Origin of the sequence: Alkalicoccus luteus, from assembly GCF_052061695.1 — a bacterium.
GTDB classification, from domain to species: domain Bacteria; phylum Bacillota; class Bacilli; order Bacillales; family Salisediminibacteriaceae; genus Alkalicoccus; species Alkalicoccus luteus.
Genome location: NZ_JBPZEY010000003.1, coordinates 1 through 21,844, shown reverse-complemented (window position 1 = coordinate 21,844; position 21,844 = coordinate 1). Strand labels below are relative to the sequence as shown.

Sequence of the window (21,844 nt, the reverse complement as noted above, 5' to 3'; positions counted from 1 at the left end):
AGGGGATTATGATGAATATTCTTGTAACCGGGGGAGCCGGGTTCATTGGCAGGCATCTTGTGAAACGCTTAGAGCAAAATCATATGGTCGTGAATATGGATAAACTCACCTATGCAGGAGACATTCAGGCGTTCTCAGAGCAAAAGCATCCTGTAAAAGCAGATATTTGCGATACGAAGTCTGTTCGTTACCTGCTGCATCGCTATCAGATCGACGCGGTTGTACATGCCGCAGCAGAAAGTCATGTGGACCGCAGCATTGCAGGTCCGCTTGCCTTTACGGAAACAAACGTCACAGGTACTCATATCATGCTTGAGGAAGCCAGGAAAGCAGGTGTGACCAGGTTTGTACAAGTCTCAACCGATGAAGTGTACGGCAGCCTTGGCCCTTCAGGCTCATTCCATGAACAGTCTCCCGTTCAGCCGAGCAGTCCATACTCAGCCAGCAAAGCAGCGGCTGATATGCTGGCGCTGGCCTACCAAAATACGTATGGGATGCAAGTAATGGTAACTCGCTGTTCAAATAATTACGGGCCATATCAATTCCCTGAAAAGCTGATTCCAAGAATGATCAGCTGTGCCATGCATAACCAGCCGCTTCCGGTTTATGGTGACGGATTAAATATAAGGGATTGGCTGCACGTCGATGATCACTGCCGTGCTATCGAGCTTGTCTTAATGAAAGGGGCTTCTGGCAGTGTATACAACATTGGGGGTTCTTCTGAATTCACAAACCTGGAAATCGTTTCAGAGATTTTGAGAGAACTCGGGAAGCCTGATTCTCTTATTTCATTCGTTCCGGACAGGCTCGGCCACGACCGGCGCTATGCAGTAGATGCATCAAAGATAAAAAGGGAGCTCGGATGGCAGCCGGCTTATTCGATCACAAAAGGTCTTAAAGAAACGATTTCCTGGTATCGAGAGAATCGAAGCTGGTGGGAGCCAAAACGCCAGGACCGTTTAAAAAAGGTGGGAACGGCATGAAAATAACGGCGTTACGTGTTGAAGGAAGCTTTACACTCGACCCTGCTTTGTACGGAGATCACCGTGGTTATTTTATGGAAACGTTCAGAGAGTCCCATTTAAAAGATGCAGGCATAGAGAGGCCATTTATCCAGGAGAATCAATCCTTTTCAGCATCAGCAGGAACGTTAAGAGGGATTCATTATCAGCTGCCACCATATGAACAAGCCAAATTAGTCCGCTGTATCCGGGGAAGCATCTACGATGTGGTCATTGACCTTCGCAGGGATTCCCCGACATTTCTGCAGCATGCAGCAGTCGAACTGACATCGGATAATCGAAAGCAGCTTTATGTACCGGCAGGGTGCGGACATGCTTTCATGACACTTGTACCTGATACAGAGGTGCTGTATAAAACAGATGCGTATTACGCTCCTGAACACGAAGCAGGTATTCACTGGGCGGATCATCAGCTGAATATCAGCTGGCCGGCACTGAAGCCTGTTCTCTCTCAGAAAGATGAAAAGCTGCCAGTATTTCAGTTTGCCAGGCTCCCGGGTGTAAAAGGAGGAATTAATGATGGGGAAAAGGTTCGTTGATGCTGCAGCTGCTTTGACGCTGCTAATCATTCTTAGTCCGGTTATCGGTTTTACGGCTTATATAATCAAAAAAACGATGGGTGGTCCGGTGATATTTAAGCAGCTGCGGCCTGGATTACATGAAGAATTATTTTTTCTGTACAAATTCCGAACGATGACAGACGAAACGGACGAAGATGGGGTTCCTCTGCCGGATTCTTTGCGCCTGACACGTGCTGGAGCGATGATCAGAAGGTGGAGCCTGGATGAACTTCCTCAGCTCTGGAACGTGCTTAAGGGGGAGCTCAGCCTCGTAGGACCGCGGCCTCTGCTTGTAGAATACTTAAGTGAGTATACGGATGAACAGCGGCTTCGTCATACCGTGAAACCAGGCATTACAGGGCTCGCTCAAATCAGCGGACGCAATAATCTGTCATGGGAAGAGAAATTTGCTTTTGACGTGACATATGCTTCCAGCCGCACGTTCATGATGGATATGAAAATTCTCTGGCTTACGTTTATAAAAGTGTTAAAGCGCGAAGGAATTGATCAGAAAGGTGGCGTTCAAAAGTATAAGCGTGCACCGCATGCTGAAGCAGGACGGTAGGTGAAGTGAATGAAAAAAGCCGCATTGATTGCAGCGGTAGGTATCATGATCGGAATCGGCCTTTACTGGCACAGCAATGCCCAGATCCAGGTAGTGAAGGAAACCGTGTATATCGACGGCTTGCCGGAGGCGTTTGAAGGATTTACACTTCTGCAAATCACAGACCTTCATGAACAGACATTTGGCTCAAGGCAGGATAAGCTTACGGAAGTCATTAATGAGCTCGATTATGATATGCCCATATTCACTGGCGACCTGCTTGATGATGAATACAGTACAAATACGCAGCCTGTTTACGATTTAATTGAAGGAATGCACAATCTGAATGACGCTCTGTTTGTAGGCGGAAATACGGATCCTGATGCATTCCTGCCGGTCTATGAACGCGATGGCATGAAAAATATACTGGTCGAAGGGCTTTCTGAACGAGGAGTAAAGCTGCTTGATTCCGCTTATCGGATCGAGAGGGGAAATGATTCGATCATAGCCGCAGATTTTGACATGCTGCTCCGCTTCGGAACGTCGAGTACTCAGGCTCCGCAAAGCGAACATGTTGCTGCACTTGATCAAGAGATGGAAAATGCTGATTTGAAAGAATCGGTTGTCTTGTCGATCTATCATTACCCGCTCCCTGATATAAGACTCGACATGTATGAGGATGACTCTGCGGTGAACCTGCCGCAAATCGATCTTCACATCGCCGGCCATTATCATGGAGGAGAAATCCGCATGCCGTTTTATGGAGCATTGCTGGTACCCGAAGCTTACTACAGCAGATTTGGGCTTTTCCCCCCTCAGGACAGAGTCAAGGGTCTTTGGGAATACGCGGGTATTCAACAGTATGTCAGCACCGGATTGGGGTCAAGCGGTTTTTTGAATACGAGACTCTTCAATCCTCCGGAAGTGAATCTTATTGAACTGAAGAGGGGATAGTATGAGGAACACTCCAGAAATAAGTGTCATTGTACCAGTGTACAACGGTGAATCGTTTCTGCCCTTTGCTTTGGAGAGCGTGCTTAATCAGAGCATGGAGGATTTCGAAGTAATTTGTATCAACGATGGCTCATCAGACGGCAGTCTAGATATACTCAATGAATACGCGAATAAAGATGCACGTGTAAAAGTGATTCATAAAGAAAACGAAGGTCTGGCTAAAACACGAAATGACGGAATAGCGTGTGCACGAGGAACTTATATCGCATTCCTAGACCAAGATGATTATTATCATCGCAATATGCTGAAATCTTTACATGAAGCAATGAAGCGAACAAACGTCCGTTTGGCAATGTGCAAAGCGGTTAAAACAGAACAGAGAAGTGTGGAATTAATAAATAGTAGCAGCGATTCACCCATAAGTGCGGAGTCCATTTTAACTGAAAATGAAGCGCTGGAGCTCTTGTTTCATCCATTTGCGTTTCAATTGGTTGTGCCATGGAATAAGCTGTATCATCATACAATTTTTGATTCAATACAGTACCCGGTGGGGAAAGGATGTGACGACGAGCACGTAATTCATCACATCATTAAAGCTTCTGAACGTATAGTATTTGTAAAAAAAACACTTTATTACTACTATCATAATGATGAAAGTTTTATGAACTCGCCTTATCACAAACTTCGAGCAGACGTTTTTAGTGCTTACGAAGACCGTATGCAGTTTTTCAAAGATCAAGGGAAATTGGAATGGTGTGCAAAGCAGGCGACGATGACTCTCCACATGTACATTATTCATTACAGGATGACCAAAAACCTTATCCATTACCAAAAGCAGTTTAGCCGGGACTATAAAACATTTTTTAGAAAATACAAACATTTTGTAAGAAAAAGAGGCAAATTAGAACTGCAGCTATTTTATGTACATCCTTATCTGCATAAGATTTTTGAATCAGCAAGGCGAAAACTATCAAAAATGAATAAAAAACTGAATTTTCAGTTTTTGATTAACCAAATACGGGAATAGAGGTTTAAGGGAGGTGAGCTGGATGAAGCGACGAATTCCTCTCATTCTCGAAACAGACAAGACAGCTTATGAAGCAGCAGTTGAGAACATGATCAGTGAAGGCGGTCCAGTGTATGTCATAGATGACATGGAGGAACAGGACATAGAGCAGGAGCAGCCGATACACTAAAGCTGCCGGTACGTAATGGTGCCGGCAGCTTATTTTTCTGCGTCCTGGTGCTTACGTTTTGAAAGGTAACGGTTTATCGTTACCTCTAATTCGGGTACATACAGACTATCACCTACTAGGAGGTAGTCTTTTCATGAATACACATAAATTGTATATTAACGGTTCGTATACGGAATCATCAACAAAAGAAACCATCGATGTGATCAACCCCGCTACAGAGGAAGTGATTTCCTCCATTTATAACGGAACAGAAGAAGACGTGGAAAAAGCAGTTCAGGCAGCGGCCGATGCCCAGAAGAGCTGGGGGGCTGTTCCAACGAACGAACGCGGTCGAATCGTACGGGAAATAGGTCAGAAAATGACGGAGCACCGTGACGACTTCATTCGGCTTCTTATGGAAGAGCAGGGAAAAAGCGACGAAATGGCTTCAGGAGAAGTCGATTTAGCACTTGATTATTTTCAATATATGTCGGAATGGTCGAGACGGATTGAGGGAGAAATTGTTCCGAGCGACCGTCCAAATGAAAACATTTTTATTCACCGCCGACCGATTGGAGTAGTAGCTGGAATCGTGCCTTGGAATTTTCCGGTATTTATCCTTGCTCGTAAGGTGGCAACTGCACTGATGGCAGGATGTACAATTGTGCTGAAACCAAGCCAGCAGACGCCGAACACAGCTGCTTTTTTCACAGAACTGGTGCACAACATGGATATACTCCCTAAAGGAGTATATAACTTCATTACCGGAAAAGGTTCCACAATCGGTAACGCACTGGCATCACACAAAAAAGTGGAGATGGTTACAATGACCGGAAGTGTACCCGCCGGTGTAAAGGTAATGGAAGCGGCAGCTCAGAACATTACCAAGGTTAATTTGGAATTGGGCGGGAAGGCTCCAGCCATTGTTACAAAACACGCTGACTTAGACACAGCAGTTAAAAATATTACGAAAAGCAGGATCATTAATGCCGGTCAGGCATGCACTAACGCAGAGAGAGTCTATGTGCATGAGGATATAGCGGAGGAATTTACGAATAAAATCACGGAAGAAATGAAGCAGGTGACATTCGGGGATCCGCTGCAGGATAAGTCGCTTGACATGGGGCCTCTCGTCAGTGAAGACAGGCTGAAAGAGGTGGACGAAATGGTTCAGGGCGCTGTAAAAGCCGGAGCCAGCATCCTAACCGGTGGAAAAAGAGCCGATACGGAGAAAGGGTTCTTTTATGAGCCTACTGTTATCTCAAACGCAACGCAGGACATGGAGATCATTCAGGAAGAGATATTCGGACCGGTTCTCCCGATCGTTACGTTTACAGAAATCGAAGAAGTAATCGATAAAGCTAACGACTCTGATTACGGACTGTCGTCCTCCATTTTCACAGAAAACTATAACGAAGCGATGCAGCTTACAAACGGTCTTCGATTCGGTGAAACGTTCGTAAACCGTGAAAACTTCGAAGCGGTTCAGGGTTATCATGCAGGCTTTAGAAAGTCCGGTATAGGCGGGACAGACGGAAAACATGGTCTCGGTGACTTTCTCAGCACGCAGGTCGTTTACATGCAATACAAGCAAACTAACGAGTAACAAAAAAAGCCGGCAGCCGCCGGCTTTTTTGTGCATTGCGGCAAAGGTCTTGTCTCCTGTACAATAGATGGGATAGATATGCAGAAATGAGGACCTACTATGACAGAACAATTAAATGAATTACGTCCTTTTCTTCAGGAAAACTGGGAAAAGGCTGCTTATGAGAAATTCACTCCAGTACAGGAGAAAATGATTCCAGCTGCGCTTCAGCAGCAGAACATCATATGCGAAGCACCAACCGGCTCCGGTAAGACGCTTGCCTACCTGCTGCCGGCACTTCATCATATGGATGCGCAGGAAAAACAACCTCAGACTGTTATTGTAGTTTCGTCAAGAGAGCTTGCAATGCAGGTTCATGAGGAGGCACAGGCTTGGACGTCGGGCTCATCCTTCACTTGCGCGCCGTTGATTGGCGGAGCCAACGTGAAACGACAGTTGGAAAAACTGAAAAAAAAGCCCGCTGTCATCACCGGTACACCCGGTCGTCTGCTTGAGCTGATTCAGCAGAAGAAATTAAAAATGCACGCTGTTAAAACGCTTGTTTTTGATGAGGCAGATCAGCTTTTTTCCAAAGAACATAAGGAGGCAGCTGGCCGTATTGCCGGAGCTGTTCAGCGGGAGTGCCGCAAATATATTGTCTCTGCTACCCTTCCTAAACGTACGGTTGAACAAGCTAAAGAGTGGACCGGCAAAGCCGATGTGATTCGCATCAATCGTTCCGCAAAAGCAGATGGAAACGTGGAGCATCTTGTTTTAAAGGGAGCTTTACGCGATAAAATGAAGCACTTGCAGAAACTGAGCTCTATGAATGACGTGTATGCGATTGTGTTCTGTAATGACCGTTATCAGCTTGAACAAGCTGCAGGAAAGCTGGAGTTTAAAGGCCGCAAGCCAGCTGTTCTGCATGGGGAAACGTCCAAACAGGAAAGAGAAAAAGCGCTGAAAGGTTTTCGAGAGGGAGAATCCAGACTGTTAATGACGACAGATGTAGCATCACGGGGAATGGACATCGAGCAGGTTACTCATGTTATTCAGCTTGACCTACCAAATGATGTGAATCAATATGTACATCGCTCCGGGCGAACGGGCCGGGCCGGAAGAAGTGGTACATCGGTTTCCCTGTTAACCCCTAGCGAAACAGATCGAATGAAGGAAATTGCTGCTGTTTTGAAAATTTCCCTGCACGAAGCAGAAATCGAATATGGAGTATTGAAGAAGAAAAGGAGCGTATAATATGCTGATTCGGAAAGCGGATGTGTCCGATGCAGAAAGCATTGCTGCGATTCATGTAAATACATGGCTTCATACGTATCGTGATATTCTGCACGAAGATGCATTAAAAAGCTGGACGATGAAAGAGCGAGTCAAGCGGTGGGAAAACAGTCTTCCGTCAGCCATCAGCGGCGGAAACGCTATGTATGTAGCTGCTGATCAAGGGACGCTGTGCGGATTTATTTTATCAGGAACTATGCGGGATGCGAAGCTGCGTATGCGCTACAGCGGTGAAGTCTATGGGTTGTTTGTCCATCCTTCCTACCAGCGCAAAGGCTTTGGCACCGGATTGCTTCATACGGCACTTGAGCACCTGCATGGGCTTGGCCACAAACGAGCTGCCCTATGGCATTTGGAGAACACATCTTCTCGCTCCTTTTTTAAAACAGAGGGAGCAGAGCTTGTTTATGAGAGCGAGGTAACGATTGCGGGTAAGGCATACACCCAATCAGCTTTTGGTTTTGAATCAACGAAAAGATCGCACGTTAAAAGCTGAATGTCCGAGCCGTTGGTTGTTGCGGACGGTTTTTTAGTGAGTTTTCAGAACCAGGCGCATCGTTTACGGGACTATTGGACAAAGTACTGAAATCAAGCAGGAGGCTTCGACTGTACAGCGAATGTTTAAATGAAGATGACAGAACAGAGCTGGAGGAATCGATTATGCGTGAGCTTGTCTTATATGCAGCTGTCTATTTGATTCCTGCCTTTTTACTTGGCATGATGTCAGTGGATCTGCTTCGAAGACATTTGAGCAGCCGAATGCATCAGCTGCTGAGCCTATATATGTTCTGATATATGATGTTGTTTCTGGCAGAGTATTTTCGCCATATGCTGCCTGTGACCTACAGTGCAGATCTTGTAATGTATTGGTTTGGAAACGCGGGAATTTTAATACCCGGCTTTTTCTTTCACTTTTACTTCATTTTTTCCGGACTTTCAGAAAAGGTGCCGAACGTGATTTACCCATGGATTTTCTATTTGCCGGTTGGCTTTGTAGCAGCAACGTACCTGACAGGTACAAATATTATTAACAATGAAGAATTTGTTCAAACCGGATATTGGATTTACCCTGTGTTCAATGACTCCTATCTCATGACATTGACGGCAGCCAACGTTGTCAGTGTACTTATTGTTTTCTTACTGGTTTACTCGCTTCTGAAATCAAGAACAAAAGCTGAAGCGAAACTTTACAAGGTGCTTTTATTTGTAGCTTCCTTAGTACTTATTTGGGATGTGGTCTTTGGATATTGGGAATTTAGAGGCGTCCTGCCTCCGCATCCGTATATATTTGCAGGTCTTTTTTGGGCAGGTGCCCTGTTTTATGCGATGAACAGGCTCGATTTTATGGAACGTTATGACAGGCGGTATGAACTGTTGTATCAACGAAACCGCACAGCTATACTATTTGTAAAGCGGGATGGTGTTATTCACAGTGCCAACCCTTCTGCCGAACAATTGCTGGAAAAAAAGGGACTGGAAGGCTCTTTTTTTACTTCCTTTTTAGCATGGATGCGGGAGTGTGGCAGGGCCTGGATACTGATGCAGCCTCTCGAAGCAGGCGTTTAACGCTCAAAGTGGGAAACGGCTTGAATAAGCATGTGATTGCAGATGCAGAGCAGCTGTTTATCGACCACATGCCTTTGCAGGTTTTACTTCTTAGAGACGTTACAGAAGAAACGAAAGCTAAAACGATGATTGAGCATCTCGCTTATCACGATCCATTAACGGATAGTTGGAAAAGCGTGCTTTTTATGAGAAGGCTGAAGAGGCGGTTGAAGCATGGGGAAAAGGGGCCCTGTTTGGATGGATTTAAGCTGGTGAATGATCTGCACGGGCATCAGACCGGAGACGACTTTCTTATTTATACGGCTGACATCCTGCAGCATGCGGCAGGGCCGGATAGTATGACAGCCAGAGTAGGCGGGGATGAATTTTATGTGATAAAAAAGCTGAAGCGGGAGGACTCAGTGGAAGCGGCAGCTGAACAAATGATGAACGTCATTCGTTCACCTCGCTTTAAACTGACGGAGACAACGTATCTCCCTGTTAAAGCGAGTGTCGGCATCAGTGTGTTTCCGGATCAGTCAATAAAGTTAGACTACTTGATACATTTAGCGGATACAGCCAGGTACAAAATGAAGCAGAACGGTAAACAGAATTACGCCATAGCAAGACTAACGGCGGATTAAAGGCGGAATTAAAATGTGGATAAATGATTTAATACTGGTGCTGATCGGATTCGCTCTGGGAATTGTTTCAGCGGGACCATTGAAAAACATAGTGACGGGAAAATGGAAAGAGGATGCTCGACAGAATAAAAGAGTGAAGCTGCTGTCAGCATTGCAGCAGGAAGCAGTTTACGGATTTACTGCTGAAGAGCTCAATCAACGAGTCTTTAACAGAAAGCTGGATGAAGCAGATGTCATCGAACTTCTAAAGGAAATTGCAGAGAGCAATTTAATCTATTACAAAGCGAATAAATGGTATTTTTCCGAGAATACACATCGCAAACATCAACAGCACTATCGTCATTAAACAACCTATAAAGCTCTATCAAACCCGTTGCTGACATTAAGTCGGCAGCGGGTGTTTAATTAGGTAAAAAAGTCGTCAAAAAAATCAGAAAAAAGCTTGCGCAAAAAACAGAACTGTTATACAATAACTTTACATTATAAAAACTGTATTAATACAGAGGAGGCGGTTTACATGAAACGTACAGAAAGGGAAAACATGATAACATTTATCCAGAAGGTAAAGCATGTTTCTGCAGAGCAAATGATGCGAATGAGCGACGAGGATGTGGACCACCTTTATACGAGAGCATATGAAACATACGAAATGTACGAAGAACTGGTTTGATAGGTAAAAAAGCGGTATTATTGGAGAATACGGAACAGAAGAAAGAGCATCCGGTTTATCATACGGATGCTCTTATTCTATGAACATACATACATGTACCTGCTTGGAGGAAATAAAATGCTGCAGTATGCTGGCAGGCTTGTCCTGCAGATTGGATTTTTATTTATCATTTACCAGTCAGCGGTCTGGCTTGTTCAGCTGACTGCTCTGCCCATTCCCGCAAACGTAGCAGGAATGGTGATTCTGATGCTGCTGCTTTTTTCAGGGCTGCTTCCGGAAGCATATGTACAGCTTGGAGCATCAGCTATGCTCCGATACTTAGGGCTGTTATTCGTACCCTTTTGTGTAGCGGCGGTTCTTGGTCCGGCAGCGAACGGGCTCGTTTCGCTAGACCAGCTGATTATCCTCGCTGTTACAACTGTAGCAGGTATTGCTGCCGGCGGACTGGTTTTTCAATATTTGGAAAGGGGGAGCCAAAAGTGAGCTACTTGCTGTTATTTATTACGGTCATGTTTTTCACGATTGCCGTCAAGCTGTATAAAAAGCGTCCTGCCATTTACTTGAATCCAGTTATCGTAACGACGGCAGCAGTTCTCGCTGCTGCAGGGGTTCTTGGAGCTGATTCCGGTGATTATCGTTTTACCCTTGCTGCAGCAGCCTTTATGCTTGGGCCCGCAACAACGGCACTCGCCGTACCAGTTTATCAGCAGCGGCACCGGATAAAAGAAATTGTTTGGCCAATGCTTGCTGGGATTACAGCAGGTACAGCTGCTGCGCTGATTTTGACACTTTCGGCAGCCTTGATTGTACAGGCAGGATCTGTACTTTCTGCCACATATGCAGCTCGGACGGTGACCGTTCCGATCGCGCTCGAACTTGTTGCTATCTATGGCGGCGATCCGGAGCTTGTTATCTTACATGTTATGTTTACCGGCATTATTGGAGCGGCTGCAGGACCAGCACTTCTCACAAAATTGAACGTCACCTCGCTGTATGCTCGAGGGACTGCGGTGGGGGCTGTAGCACACGGTATCGGCACCGCACAGATGGTTCAGGAAAGCAGCGAAGAGGGAGCCTCATCAGCCGTTGCAATGGCACTGGCGGGTATCGTACTCAGTTTACTGCTGTCCGCTGCGCCGCTCATGTAAGCACTTGACAAGCATGGTCTCATCAGTAGTTGAACGAGCAGCATTCCAACGCTTGGCGGATAAGAACCCATTATCGTACTCTATTTGTAAATGTAAGGATTTACGCTGCAAGAGCTTTTCTTCTTAATAAAAGCCGGCTCCAACTAAGGAGACGGCTTTTTAATCAATCATTTAACTACTGTTTTTTCCATTTTAACATGAGGAATGCCAGCATCCATAAAGGGTTCTGCAGATACTGTCTTATAACCGAGCTGTTCATAGAAGCTTTGTGCATGTGTCTGCGAATGAAGCAGCAGCTTTCCATAAGACTTTTCGGCAGCCGTCTTTTCCATTTCTTTCATGATAGCTGCCCCCAGTCCCTTTCCGCGTAAATGCCGCAGTACGCAGACACGTTCCACTTTAACGCCTTCTGTAACAGGCCGAAGTCTTCCTGCGCCAGCAGGTTTATGGTCCTCATAGAGGATAAAGTGAATCGACGCTTTTTCATGGTCATCAATCTCTCTTTCTGAAGGCACGCCCTGTTCCACAACGAAGACGCTGTGGCGGATCAGTCTAGTATCAGCCAGCTCTTCATCTGACACAGCAAGTTTCACTGTGATCATGAACGTCCGCCAAGAAGAAATGTCTCATGAACGGTCCATGTTCCGTTATCCAGCTGATACAGCAGGGAAAAACGATCGACCATTTCCTCATGCTGGATGGACTCCAGTTTCAGGCGGCCGAAAACATCTGATAGTTCATCGTAATTCATTTCCTGCCCGATGGTAATGTGGGGGACGAAAGGATGCTCACGCTCGCGCTCCAGCGGACCTTCATTTAATTTCTGCTGAAGGTCGCGAAGCTCTTCCGTTTCCGCTATTTTCATGTAAAGTGTGTTCGTGACAGGGTAGAAGCTGCTGTATCGAAGCACCTCGAGCTTAAAAGGTTCTGAACGCTCTGCAACCTTGCGGACTTCCTTTACAAAATCACCAAGCTCGGACTCCTTCATGTCGAATGGGTCCTTCAGTGTCAGGTGAGGGGGGACCATTGAATATTTTGTATCATAGCGCTTGCGGTAGGAATTAGCTATATCCTGTAGTTTTTTGGATGGAAAGACAGCAATACCGTATCTCATCGTCATCAGCCTCCTCAAATGCGTCATTTGCTGTATTCATCATAATATATTTTGGGTATATTTACAAAAGTCGTTTGTATGAAAGAAGCATTTTCTTTTGAAGCAGGAATTTCGGCTCATCATGCGGAATATGTTAAGATCAGCAGTATGAGGAGTGATGCAGATGAAGAAACAACCAATTAAATCGCACGTCGTTGAAAAAGCAGCACGGGAGCTGTTAAAAGAGCGAGGCGTATCAATAGAGGAAATTGCGGATATCGTGTTTGAGATGCAATCCAAATACAGCGAGTCTCTGACAAGAGAGGACTGTATTGAAAGCGTTGACGCTGTGCTTGAAAAACGTGAAATTCAGCATGCGGTGCTGGTTGGAATTGAACTGGACAAGCTGGCTGAAGAAAATAAGCTGTCAGAGCCGCTGCAGTCGATCGTTGAATCTGACGAAGGGTTGTTCGGTGTAGATGAAACGATTGCGATCGGATCGGTCTTCGGATACGGGAGTATTGCCGTTACTACATTCGGTTATTTGGATAAAGAAAAAATTGGGATCATTAAAAAGCTGGATTCGAAATCGGGAGGTCACGTGCACACCTTTCTTGATGACCTTGTATGCAGCATAGCAGCAAATGCGTCAAGCAGGCTCGCACACCGGATCAGAGACAGGGAAGAACATCTTGATCAAAAAGAAATTGAACACCGCGATCAGGAAGAAAGAATGGCATAACTAGTAATTTTTCCGCCTTTGACTTTTGTCTTAGGCGGTTTTTAACGGACTGAATTCTAGTTCCATTGGTATATGGGAATATATGTGCAGCATGATGTGCAGCGTGCAAGTTGAAGGAACGGCAGGAGACATGCTATTATTTAACAGAAGCTAACAGCAGAGGTGAAAAAACGATGGCTCCACGCTGGATTTACTTTAAGCAGATATTTCCTACTAAATTTCAAGCCAGCTGTACGAAGGCGAAAATTGAGGACAATTGGATGAATGGCTACGAAGTTGGACCGTCTGTAGAGATACGCCGATTAAAAGATGATCGGTATATTGTACGTTATACGTATGACGAATAAAACAGGTTGACGAAATAATCTTCCTGCGGTATAGTATTAATTGTCGCCGAAACGAGTTCCGTTAGCTCAGCGGGAGAGCACTTGCTTGACAGGCAAGGGGTCACTGGTTCAAATCCAGTACGGAACACCATTTATATACATTCAAACTGTCAGTCCATCAAGTGGACTGACAGTTTTTTATTGGTTATTTCAATTCCTGCTAACTAAAAGAAGCGGCCGTAAAGTCGTCCGCTTCATCATGTCGATTCGAATACATTAAGAGGATTCAATATAAGAGAAAGCATGTTCCGCTAAGCAGGCACGTTAAAGCATGTACTTGCAGATCTGCTCTCGGCACAGAAAGAACCGTGCAGCTTTTAGGGAAGGGCTGCTTGTACCTCTGGATAACGTTGTTATCATTTTATAGCGGGATTGACAGAAGCCAAGCCATTATCGTGCTGAAACAGGCTTTGGCTGAAAGCAGCGAACGTATTTGAAGGTTCAGTGTCGATTATAGCCTTTATCTTCAAGAAATTGCTTCATGTGCGGTCGTTTAACGTCCTTTAACAATCCACTGACCTGCTCTGTCCAGCGGTCTGATCTGCTGCCACCTGTCCGTTCTTTATAGTAGGCAGATATGGTATCGTTGTATGCTTTAAGCTGTTCAGCGTGCACTTCAGCATCTGGATACACATTTTCAAAGTAAACGCCCTCAACTGGAAGACGGGGCTTCCGATCAGGAGCTGCCTCGGGAACGCCAACTGCCAGTCCAAAGAGGGGGATAACATAATTTGGTAATTGCAGCAGATTGGAAACTTCTGCAATATTGTTTCGCAGCCCACCTATATAACAGATACCAAGCCCCATCGATTCAGCTGCAATGGAGCAATTTTGTGCAGCCAAAGCAGCGTCTGTGACGGCGACGATCATTTTTTCGGCAGATTCAACTGCAGGTTTCACCTCTGTCTGTTCCATTTCACCGGCTTGAATATGACGATGAAAATCCGCACAAAATACAAAAAAATGACCATTCTCAGCAACGTAAGGCTGATTACCTGCAAGCTTAGCCAGGGCCTCTTTCTTCGGGCGGTCCGTTATACCCATAATGGAATAAGCTTGCACAAAGCTGGATGTAGACGCCATTTGAGCGGATTCCACAAGCGTGCGAATAACGTCCGGCGATAACGGTTCATCTTTTAATTTTCTGACGGAGCGGTGGTTCAAAAGCAGTTGCACGGTCTCATTCATGTTCATCAGTCCTTTACTTTTCAGTCGTTCATATTGTAGCATTTATGTGAACGTTAAACGAGAACGACGCAGTCAGCTGGAAAATATGTCATAATCGGTATAGCATCAGCCAAAGAGGTGTAGAAGATGGAAATTGTTAAGAAAGTGATTATTTTAATTTTGCTGGCAGCATCAGGCGGTCTTGCGATAACATTTGCCGTGCTGTCTGTACTCGCTGTACTGGAAGCGCTTTGATAAAAGAAACTGGTTCTGCAGTTAAAAAACGAGTGCCGGAGGTCATTTGACGATCTCCGGCGCTCGTTTTTAAATATAAACAGTCATCAGACAGCAAAGGGTGAATATGGATGAACACCGGATCCGCGGGGAAATCAGCTCAGTTCACCTTCACGGAACCGCCGGAGATCGCGCTTATCGCCGATTAAAATTAAAATATCCCCTTCTTTTATCGGCTCGGCGGGATCTGGCGTAACGTCAACCTGATGCTTTTGTTTTACGGCCATCACTGTACAGCCGTATCGCTTTCGAGGATCCAGTTCAATCAACGTTTTGCCGGCCACTTTTTTGGTTGCAAGCATTTCAATAATAGAATAATCAACAGATAAATCGATATAATCCAGCACCGTATCTGATGTGAGGTATGCAGCGATTCTGCTTCCCATTTCTTTTTCCGGATGGAAGATCCGGTCTGCGCCAATTTTATCCAGCACTTTATGGTGATAGTCATTTTGTGCTTTTACCCATACGTTTGGCACCTGCTGATCTTTAACGTGCAGCGTCGTCAAAATGCTTGCCTGGATATCATCGCCTATTGCGACAATTACATGATCAAAGTTGCGTATGCCTATTTTCTCTAGAAAAGCCTCATCTGTACCGTTACCGACAAACGTTTCTGTAGTAAAAGATCTCGCTGTTGAAAGCTTTTTTTCGTCTGTATCAATCGCAATGACTTCGTGACCCATGTGATAAAGCTCACGGCAGATACTGGATCCAAATCGGCCCATTCCAATAATGGCAAATTGTTTTTTCATAGTTGCATTCCTTCTTTATTAGTTGATGGAGGAGCTATATGTCAGTCCCGTTACAATCTATTAACGAAAAGAGTATAGCATTTACAGCTTCATTGGAACAGGGTAGACTGATATAGATTAAAGGCACATGCCCATTTGAGGTGAAATGAAATGGAAGAAAACTTTCAGGAAACGCTGCCTGACGTTGTGGAAGATATTCAACAAGCCTTTACGTGGCAGGAATTTGCTGTCGGTATAGGTATATTTTTGTTGTTTCTTATATTTCGAAAGGTATTCACTACGTATATATTTAAATTTATTATTGCGGTTTCAAGGAAAGCCCCAATTGAAACATTAACGAATGTGCTTCTCGCATTTGAGCGGCCGGTGCGTTCTTTCTTTGTGTTTATTGGGATATATGCAGCGTTTGTGTATTATCCAATCGAGGCAGGAACAGAGGATTTTATTAATCAGCTGTTTCGCACGCTGATTATTTTTCACGTAGCCTGGGGGTTGTTTAACCTTACAGCACCCGGTTCGTCCACATTCAACCAAATTGGCAAACGGTTTAAAATTCAGTATGACGATATTTTACTTCCGTTTTTATCTAAGCTGATCCGATTCGCTATTGTCGTCATGGCATTAAGCATTATTGCATCGGAATGGAATTACAACGTGAGCGGATTTGTAGCGGGTCTCGGATTAGGTGGACTGGCGTTTGCTCTTGCGGCTCAGGAGTCCTTATCGAATTTCTTTGGCGGGGTCGTAATCATTACAGAGAAGCCTTTTAAGATGGGTGATTGGATTAAGACGCCATCGGTGGAAGGGTTTGTCGAGGATATTTCCTTCCGTTCAACGAAAGTCAGAACGTTTGAAGATTCTTTAATTACGGTACCCAATTCGACGCTTGCCAATGAGCCGATTGAGAACTGGACAGAAATGGGGAAAAGGCAGATTACGTTTGATATCGGTGTTCATTACGATACTCCTTCTGCTAAAGTCCGGGCCGCAGTTTCTGATATCGATGCGTACTTAAACCGGCATACTGATATTGATGATGAATTGATCATCGTTAAGTTTAACAGCTTTGGCGACAGCAGTTTAAACCTGTTCCTTTATTTCTTTACTAAACCTACGGGATGGGTGGATCACATGAATATTCGTGAAGAAGTGAATTTTGGCGTTTTGGATATTTTGGAGGAGCATGGCATGCGAATTGCGTATCCGACCCAGACTGTTCATCTTCAACATTCAGCTGAAAAAGCCGATATACACTCCTAGAGGATAAGCAGACAGGAGTGAGAGAAGATTGAGGTATACACCCCTTGAACACGCAGGATCAGGAGAAAAGCTGGCCCGCGACATATTCGCGGTGGATGGCAGAGTGCTTTTGAGTAAAGGAGTTACGCTTACAATCGGCCTCATTTCCAAGCTGCGAGATATGGGAGTGACGGGTGTTTACATGGAGGACAGCCGCTTTGCAGATATTCCTCAGGAAGAGCTGGTATCTGAAACGACGAAACGAAACGTGATGGAGATTCTAGCTGCTTCAGGACCTCTTCTTTCGGGCAGCACCATTCAGGAGTTCCGCGGTCTTTCAGAAACCGTGGAAAATCTGATTGACGAGATTACTGCGAATAAAGATGTGCTCGCTTCCATTACAGATATTCGGTCTGCTGATAATGAACTGTTTTTGCACATGCTGAACGTCGCCATGATATCTGTTCTTATCGGGATCCATATGAAACTGGAAAGAGAAAAGCTAAAGGAGCTGGCAGTTGGGGCTCTGCTGCACGATGTAGGAAAGGTTGAGCCCTCCTGTCTAGCTGCTGAACGTGATAAGGATACAGCGGGTAAGCAAACGCATCACGCGTGGAAGGGGTTTCATCTATTGCGCAAAGCTGCCGGAGTTAGCACATTATCTGCTCACGTTGCACTTGCTCATCATGAGCATCCCGACGGCTCCGGGATGCCTAGAGGACTGTTCAGTAGAGATATCCACCTGCTGGCTAAAATCGTTGCATGTGCAAATATGTTTGACCGGCTTCATACCAGCGGAGTTCTTCCGCATACGGCCTGTGAACAGATGATGGCACTCAGCGGTTCGCATCTTGATCATGCGGTCGTCTGGCGTTTTATGAGAGCTGTTGCCTTTTATCCTAACGGAACACAAGTGAGACTGTCTACAGGCGCAACAGGAATTATCATCAGACAGCATGCTGGTCTGCCTCAGCGCCCGGTAATTCGCCTGCTTGAAAAAAGCGGAAGTGATTTCAGCTATAGTGAAATTGACTTGGCCGAAGAGACAACATTGTTTATCGAAAAAGTATTTGCATAAACACTAACGATTGCAATCAACGCTATTTCTTACTATGATAGTAAGGTGTGAACTATAGTCTGAAGGAGGAAATACCCCATGAAACAAATGGATGCAAATGAAATTATTCAGTATATTTCCGATGCTGAGAAATCAACACCGGTAAAAGTACATATCAAAGGAGACCTCGATGGTATCGATTTTGGAAACAATACAAAATCGTTTCTCACAAACGGCACAGGTGTGCTGTTTGGCGAGTGGGCGGAAATCCAGGAAGTCCTGAAAAAGCATGACGACAAAATCGAAGATGCAGTGGTAGAAAATGACCGCCGTAATTCGGCTATCCCGCTTTTGGACATGAAAAATATTCATGCACGAATTGAGCCCGGCGCGTTAATTCGTGAACAGGTCGAAATTGGCGATTCTGCTGTCATCATGATGGGCGCTTCGATTAATATCGGTTCTGTTGTAGGTGAAGGTACGATGATCGACATGAATGCGGTGCTCGGAGGTCGTGCAACAGTTGGGAAAAACTGCCATATCGGTGCAGGAGCAGTGCTTGCAGGTGTAATTGAACCTCCTTCTGCAAAGCCTGTAACCGTTGAAGACGGTGTTGTCATCGGTGCTAATGCGGTCGTGCTTGAAGGAGTAACAGTTGGTGAAGGTGCAGTTGTAGCAGCTGGTGCTATCGTTACAGAAGATGTACCTGCAAACACGGTTGTAGCTGGTACGCCTGCAAAAGTGATTAAAGAAATTGATGATAAAACAAAAGGGAAAACGGAAATTAAACAGGAACTGAGGAAGCTGAAGTAGGATGGATAAGCTTCATTTATCAAAGCGCCTGGCGGACCGTCGCCGGGCGCTTCATCAAATTCCGGAACCTGGCTTTCAGGAAGTTAAGACGCAGCGGTATCTGCTCAACATCTTTGAACAACTGTCACTTGCAGAGGTGCACACTTGGGAAACCGGCATCGTCGTGTTTATTCCAGGTACAGAAGGAACGCGTACGATAGGCTGGCGCTCCGATATGGATGGACTGCCAATCACGGAGGAAACGGGATTATCATACGCTTCTATCCATAAAGGCATGATGCATGCCTGCGGACATGACGTGCACATGACAATCGGCAGTACACTCGTCGAGCATTTTGCTGAAAATCAACCGGTTTCGAATCTTGTTTTCTTTTTTCAGCCGGCTGAGGAAGGTCCCGGCGGAGCAGAGCCGATGCTGAAGTCGGAACTCTTCGAGCGGTTTCGTCCGGATGAAATGTATGCCCTGCACATAGCACCTGAATACGAAGCTGGAACAGTCGCCGTAAAACCAGGCATTCTTTTTGCGAATACTAGTGAACTTTTCATAGATTTGTGGGGAAAGGGCGGTCATGCAGCATTCCCTGATCAGACGGAGGATATGGTAGTAGCCGCCGGTCATCTTGTAACACAGCTCCAGACTGTAGTGTCCAGAAACGTGGACCCGCTTGATGCTGCAGTTGTAACGATTGGTAAATTGGAAGCTGGAACGAAGCAGAACATTATTGCGGGTCATGCAAGGCTTGAAGGAACGATTCGTACGCTGTCTCAAGCAGCCATGCAGGAGGTAAAAGGCAGAATCGAAAGCCTCACTTCAGGAGTTGAAGCGGCATTCCGATGCAGATCGACCATTGATTATGGAGCAAACTATATGCAGGTCTATAATGATGAAAAATTGACAGCTGAATTTATGCGTGCGGCCGAAGCGCATGAATCGATTTTGCTTGTCGAGTGCGGAAAAGCAATGACAGGTGAGGATTTCGGATATTTCCTGGAGGAAGTCCCTGGTGTCATGTTCTGGCTCGGTGTTGACAGCGAGCATGGGCTTCATTCGAGTATGCTCGATCCTGATGAGGCTGCGATGGAACCAGCTGTAAAATGGCTGATCAGCTGGCTCGGATCACGTTAATCAAAAAACAGGTGGTTAAAACCCCCGCGTCATAGCTGACGCGGGGGTTTTGTTAAAGATTTCAGCCAGAAGGCTGATCACCTTTATACAGGTTAACTTGGTGTGGTAATGGAATTTCAATGCCATTCTCATCGAGTGCCTCTTTGAGAGCTTTTCGCAACTTTCGTTCCACAGCCCATTGCTCCATATTAACCGTTTTTCCTAGAATTCGGATGACTACATCGCTGTCACCCAGATTTTGTACACCGAGAACATCAGGACCTTCGACAATTGCTTCTTCTTCAGCAGCAATCCTGTCGCATACGGCTTGCATGACGCGGACTGCTTCATCGATGTTATCATCGTAGCTGATGCTGATATCAACGATTGCCTGCATGTTCGAACGGGAATGATTACTAAGACTTCCGATTTCCCTATTTGGAATAAAGTGCACCGTTCCATCAAATCCGCGAACCTTTGTTGTACGCAGTCCAACTTCCTCAACTACACCGTCCATACCAGCGATCGTCACATATTCTCCGACGTCAATCTGGCGTTCAAGCAAAATGAAAAAGCCTGTCACAATATCCGACACCAGACCCTGAGCACCAAAACCAATCGCAAGACCGACAATACCGGCACCTGCAATTAAGGCAGTAACATCGTATTCAAAGATGCCGACGATCAAGGTAATTAAAATAAAAATTAAAATGTAGGAAAAAACATTCAGAGCAAGCTTTTCTAACGTCTGCGTCCGGGCTTCTGAAATATTGCGCTGCGTGCTCATTTTCGCAAAGCCGGATGAGATAAGCCTTCTTCCTATTGCTCTGGCAATAAAGAAAACGATTAAAATGCCGATAAGCTGCATGCCAACAGTCAGCGCTTTGGTCATAATCGCTTCCAAGTCAATTGCAGTAATAAACTCTGGCATAAAACAAAACTCCTTTTCAACAATGAAATGAATACCTTTATGAGTTTACCATAACTGAGAAGCCGGTCAAACCAGTCTGCAGAAGTTTTCATTTCCCCTTCAAAGAATGACCAGCAGAAACAGAGTTCTCCTACTTGCAGTCACTGAAAAGGGGGGATCTTCTTCTGAAGAAGAATTCGACATGCTCTAACGATCAGCGATTGAACTGTGATTTTCAGTCAGGTATGATAAAAACGTAATAGAGAGGAGCCAATGGATAAGATGAGGAAACAATTTGCTGTAATCGGTCTGGGACGCTTCGGAGGGAGCATCGTTAAGGAGCTGGTTGACCAGGGGATGCAAGTTCTGGCCGTTGATATAAACGAGGACAAGGTGAATGAGTTTGCCGGTATTGCGACTCACGCTGCAATCGCAGACACGACAGATGAAAGTACGTTACGAAGTTTAGGCATACGTAATTTCGATCACGTCATTGTAGCGATTGGAGATAACATTCAATCAAGCATCTTAACTACACTCATGCTAGTTGAGATAGGTGTCGCTCACATAACGGTTAAAGCGCAGAACGACTATCATGAAAAAGTACTTAATAAGATCGGCGCTGATAAAGTCGTACATCCAGAACGTGATATGGGGATACGAATCGCTCACAACGTTGTTTCGAAAAATGTTCTCGACTATCTGGAGCTGTCAGATGAATACTCTATTGTAGAGCTTCAGGCAGGCCCTCAGGTGCATGGGAGAACATTGATTGAACTGGATGTCCGCGCAGCATACGGGTGCAATGTGATGGCTGTGAAGCGCGGAGAGGAGATACATGTTTCTCCAGCAGCTGATGAGGCGCTTTATAACGGCGATGTGATTATCGTTATTGGAGCCGATCGGGACATTACGAGGATGGAGCTTGATTTATTTGATGATGATACGGCCTGATTATGCTTGTGTCTGGAATAAGCAAATTCGAAAGGGAGGGGCGAAGATCGGAATAAGGACTTCGGCTTGAAGAGGCTGGGACAAAATACTTCTCCAGCACGTAAAAAACGCTTTCGATGACCCAGGCGGGTCGTCGAGAGCGTTTTATTTGGGAGAAGCAATAACGAATCTGTCTCATGGCCGTGAACT

At 45.3% G+C, this 21,844-nt stretch carries 28 protein-coding genes and 1 tRNA gene; 24 read left to right on the top strand and 5 right to left on the bottom strand.

What is annotated here, in order from left to right; genetic code table 11:
• Positions 1–8 precede the first annotated feature (8 nt).
• The 16 genes from rfbB (at position 9) to ACSZLD_RS04125 (ending at position 11,140) form a co-directional block, all read left to right on the top strand.
• Positions 9–983, top strand: a complete 975-nt coding sequence (gene rfbB / locus ACSZLD_RS04200) for a dTDP-glucose 4,6-dehydratase (RefSeq protein ID WP_444684327.1) — start codon at positions 9–11, stop codon at positions 981–983.
• Positions 980–1,561 (top strand): dTDP-4-dehydrorhamnose 3,5-epimerase, encoded by a 582-nt coding sequence (gene rfbC / locus ACSZLD_RS04195; RefSeq protein ID WP_444684326.1) that lies wholly within the window; start codon positions 980–982, stop codon positions 1,559–1,561. Before rfbB ends, rfbC begins: the two co-directional genes overlap by 4 nt.
• Positions 1,542–2,147, top strand: a complete 606-nt coding sequence (locus ACSZLD_RS04190) for a sugar transferase (protein WP_444684325.1) — start codon at positions 1,542–1,544, stop codon at positions 2,145–2,147. Before rfbC ends, ACSZLD_RS04190 begins: the two co-directional genes overlap by 20 nt.
• A gap of 9 nt (positions 2,148–2,156) precedes the next feature.
• Complete coding sequence (locus ACSZLD_RS04185; protein WP_444684324.1) at positions 2,157–3,080, top strand: metallophosphoesterase; 924 nt, start codon at positions 2,157–2,159, stop codon at positions 3,078–3,080.
• 1 nt (position 3,081) lies between these two features.
• On the top strand, positions 3,082–4,107 hold the full coding sequence (locus tag ACSZLD_RS04180) for a glycosyltransferase family 2 protein (protein WP_444684323.1): 1,026 nt from the start codon (positions 3,082–3,084) through the stop codon (positions 4,105–4,107).
• A gap of 22 nt (positions 4,108–4,129) precedes the next feature.
• Positions 4,130–4,276, top strand: coding sequence for a hypothetical protein (locus ACSZLD_RS04175; RefSeq protein ID WP_444684322.1), 147 nt, complete (start codon positions 4,130–4,132; stop codon positions 4,274–4,276).
• A 133-nt stretch (positions 4,277–4,409) separates the two neighbouring features.
• A complete protein-coding gene (gene aldA, locus ACSZLD_RS04170) occupies positions 4,410–5,861 on the top strand; it encodes an aldehyde dehydrogenase (RefSeq protein ID WP_444684321.1) in 1,452 nt (483 codons plus the stop codon).
• 99 nt (positions 5,862–5,960) lie between these two features.
• Positions 5,961–7,094 (top strand): DEAD/DEAH box helicase, encoded by a 1,134-nt coding sequence (locus tag ACSZLD_RS04165; RefSeq protein ID WP_444684320.1) that lies wholly within the window; start codon positions 5,961–5,963, stop codon positions 7,092–7,094.
• Position 7,095: 1 nt separating this feature from the next.
• Positions 7,096–7,629, top strand: coding sequence for a GNAT family N-acetyltransferase (locus ACSZLD_RS04160; RefSeq protein ID WP_444684319.1), 534 nt, complete (start codon positions 7,096–7,098; stop codon positions 7,627–7,629).
• 164 nt (positions 7,630–7,793) lie between these two features.
• Entirely contained in the window at positions 7,794–7,925 is a 132-nt protein-coding gene (locus tag ACSZLD_RS04155; protein ID WP_444684318.1) for a hypothetical protein, read from the top strand.
• Positions 7,926–8,087: 162 nt separating this feature from the next.
• Positions 8,088–8,699 carry a hypothetical protein gene (locus ACSZLD_RS04150; protein WP_444684317.1) on the top strand — a complete coding sequence of 204 codons (612 nt, stop codon included), beginning with the start codon at positions 8,088–8,090 and terminating at the stop codon, positions 8,697–8,699.
• Between the two features lie 20 nt (positions 8,700–8,719).
• Positions 8,720–9,322, top strand: coding sequence for a GGDEF domain-containing protein (locus ACSZLD_RS04145; protein ID WP_444684316.1), 603 nt, complete (start codon positions 8,720–8,722; stop codon positions 9,320–9,322).
• Between the two features lie 13 nt (positions 9,323–9,335).
• A complete protein-coding gene (locus ACSZLD_RS04140) occupies positions 9,336–9,668 on the top strand; it encodes a hypothetical protein (protein WP_444684315.1) in 333 nt (110 codons plus the stop codon).
• Positions 9,669–9,839: 171 nt separating this feature from the next.
• On the top strand, positions 9,840–9,992 hold the full coding sequence (locus tag ACSZLD_RS04135; RefSeq protein WP_377908060.1) for a BH0509 family protein: 153 nt from the start codon (positions 9,840–9,842) through the stop codon (positions 9,990–9,992).
• Positions 9,993–10,109: 117 nt separating this feature from the next.
• A complete protein-coding gene (locus tag ACSZLD_RS04130) occupies positions 10,110–10,475 on the top strand; it encodes a CidA/LrgA family protein (protein WP_444684314.1) in 366 nt (121 codons plus the stop codon).
• Positions 10,472–11,140 carry an LrgB family protein gene (locus ACSZLD_RS04125; RefSeq protein WP_444684313.1) on the top strand — a complete coding sequence of 223 codons (669 nt, stop codon included), beginning with the start codon at positions 10,472–10,474 and terminating at the stop codon, positions 11,138–11,140. Before ACSZLD_RS04130 ends, ACSZLD_RS04125 begins: the two co-directional genes overlap by 4 nt.
• A 167-nt stretch (positions 11,141–11,307) precedes the next feature.
• Here the strand turns inward: ACSZLD_RS04125 and ACSZLD_RS04120 are convergent, their stop codons facing one another.
• Both ACSZLD_RS04120 and ACSZLD_RS04115 read right to left on the bottom strand, forming a co-directional pair.
• Positions 11,308–11,742 (bottom strand): GNAT family N-acetyltransferase, encoded by a 435-nt coding sequence (locus ACSZLD_RS04120; RefSeq protein ID WP_444684312.1) that lies wholly within the window; start codon positions 11,740–11,742, stop codon positions 11,308–11,310.
• Positions 11,739–12,254, bottom strand: a complete 516-nt coding sequence (locus ACSZLD_RS04115) for a YjcG family protein (protein ID WP_377908064.1) — start codon at positions 12,252–12,254, stop codon at positions 11,739–11,741. The genes ACSZLD_RS04120 and ACSZLD_RS04115 overlap by 4 nt, the downstream gene beginning before the upstream one ends.
• Before the next feature lie 163 nt (positions 12,255–12,417).
• On the opposite strand from ACSZLD_RS04115, the gene ACSZLD_RS04110 reads away from it, so the two are divergent.
• The 3 genes from ACSZLD_RS04110 to ACSZLD_RS04100 all read left to right on the top strand — a co-directional run bounded on the left by ACSZLD_RS04110 (position 12,418) and on the right by ACSZLD_RS04100 (position 13,452).
• A complete protein-coding gene (locus tag ACSZLD_RS04110) occupies positions 12,418–12,975 on the top strand; it encodes a phosphatidylglycerophosphatase A family protein (protein WP_377908065.1) in 558 nt (185 codons plus the stop codon).
• Positions 12,976–13,148: 173 nt separating this feature from the next.
• Entirely contained in the window at positions 13,149–13,322 is a 174-nt protein-coding gene (locus ACSZLD_RS04105) for a hypothetical protein (protein WP_377908066.1), read from the top strand.
• A gap of 55 nt (positions 13,323–13,377) precedes the next feature.
• Positions 13,378–13,452 (top strand) — tRNA-Val (locus ACSZLD_RS04100).
• Between the two features lie 350 nt (positions 13,453–13,802).
• On the opposite strand, the gene nfsA is transcribed toward ACSZLD_RS04100, so the two are convergent.
• Together nfsA and ACSZLD_RS04090 are read right to left on the bottom strand one after the other, a co-directional pair.
• Positions 13,803–14,549, bottom strand: a complete 747-nt coding sequence (gene nfsA / locus ACSZLD_RS04095; protein ID WP_444684311.1) for an oxygen-insensitive NADPH nitroreductase — start codon at positions 14,547–14,549, stop codon at positions 13,803–13,805.
• Between the two features lie 368 nt (positions 14,550–14,917).
• Complete coding sequence (locus tag ACSZLD_RS04090) at positions 14,918–15,577, bottom strand: potassium channel family protein (protein WP_444684310.1); 660 nt, start codon at positions 15,575–15,577, stop codon at positions 14,918–14,920.
• 150 nt (positions 15,578–15,727) lie between these two features.
• Here ACSZLD_RS04090 and ACSZLD_RS04085 point away from each other — a divergent pair, with 150 nt between their 5' ends.
• From ACSZLD_RS04085 to ACSZLD_RS04070, 4 genes are all read left to right on the top strand, one after another.
• A complete protein-coding gene (locus tag ACSZLD_RS04085; RefSeq protein ID WP_444684309.1) occupies positions 15,728–16,837 on the top strand; it encodes a mechanosensitive ion channel family protein in 1,110 nt (369 codons plus the stop codon).
• A 28-nt stretch (positions 16,838–16,865) separates the two neighbouring features.
• Positions 16,866–17,894, top strand: a complete 1,029-nt coding sequence (locus tag ACSZLD_RS04080; protein ID WP_444684308.1) for an HD-GYP domain-containing protein — start codon at positions 16,866–16,868, stop codon at positions 17,892–17,894.
• Between the two features lie 78 nt (positions 17,895–17,972).
• Entirely contained in the window at positions 17,973–18,686 is a 714-nt protein-coding gene (gene dapD, locus ACSZLD_RS04075) for a 2,3,4,5-tetrahydropyridine-2,6-dicarboxylate N-acetyltransferase (protein ID WP_377908071.1), read from the top strand.
• Position 18,687: 1 nt separating this feature from the next.
• Positions 18,688–19,812, top strand: a complete 1,125-nt coding sequence (locus ACSZLD_RS04070) for an N-acetyldiaminopimelate deacetylase (RefSeq protein WP_377908072.1) — start codon at positions 18,688–18,690, stop codon at positions 19,810–19,812.
• A 61-nt stretch (positions 19,813–19,873) separates the two neighbouring features.
• Here ACSZLD_RS04070 and ACSZLD_RS04065 read toward each other — a convergent pair whose 3' ends face one another.
• Positions 19,874–20,722, bottom strand: coding sequence for a mechanosensitive ion channel family protein (locus tag ACSZLD_RS04065; protein ID WP_444684307.1), 849 nt, complete (start codon positions 20,720–20,722; stop codon positions 19,874–19,876).
• Positions 20,723–20,983: 261 nt separating this feature from the next.
• Between ACSZLD_RS04065 and ACSZLD_RS04060 the strand changes: the two genes are divergently transcribed.
• The gene (locus tag ACSZLD_RS04060; RefSeq protein ID WP_377908074.1) at positions 20,984–21,655 is read left to right on the top strand and encodes a potassium channel family protein; all 672 of its coding nucleotides are present in this window, start codon (positions 20,984–20,986) and stop codon (positions 21,653–21,655) included.
• Positions 21,656–21,844 lie beyond the last annotated feature (189 nt).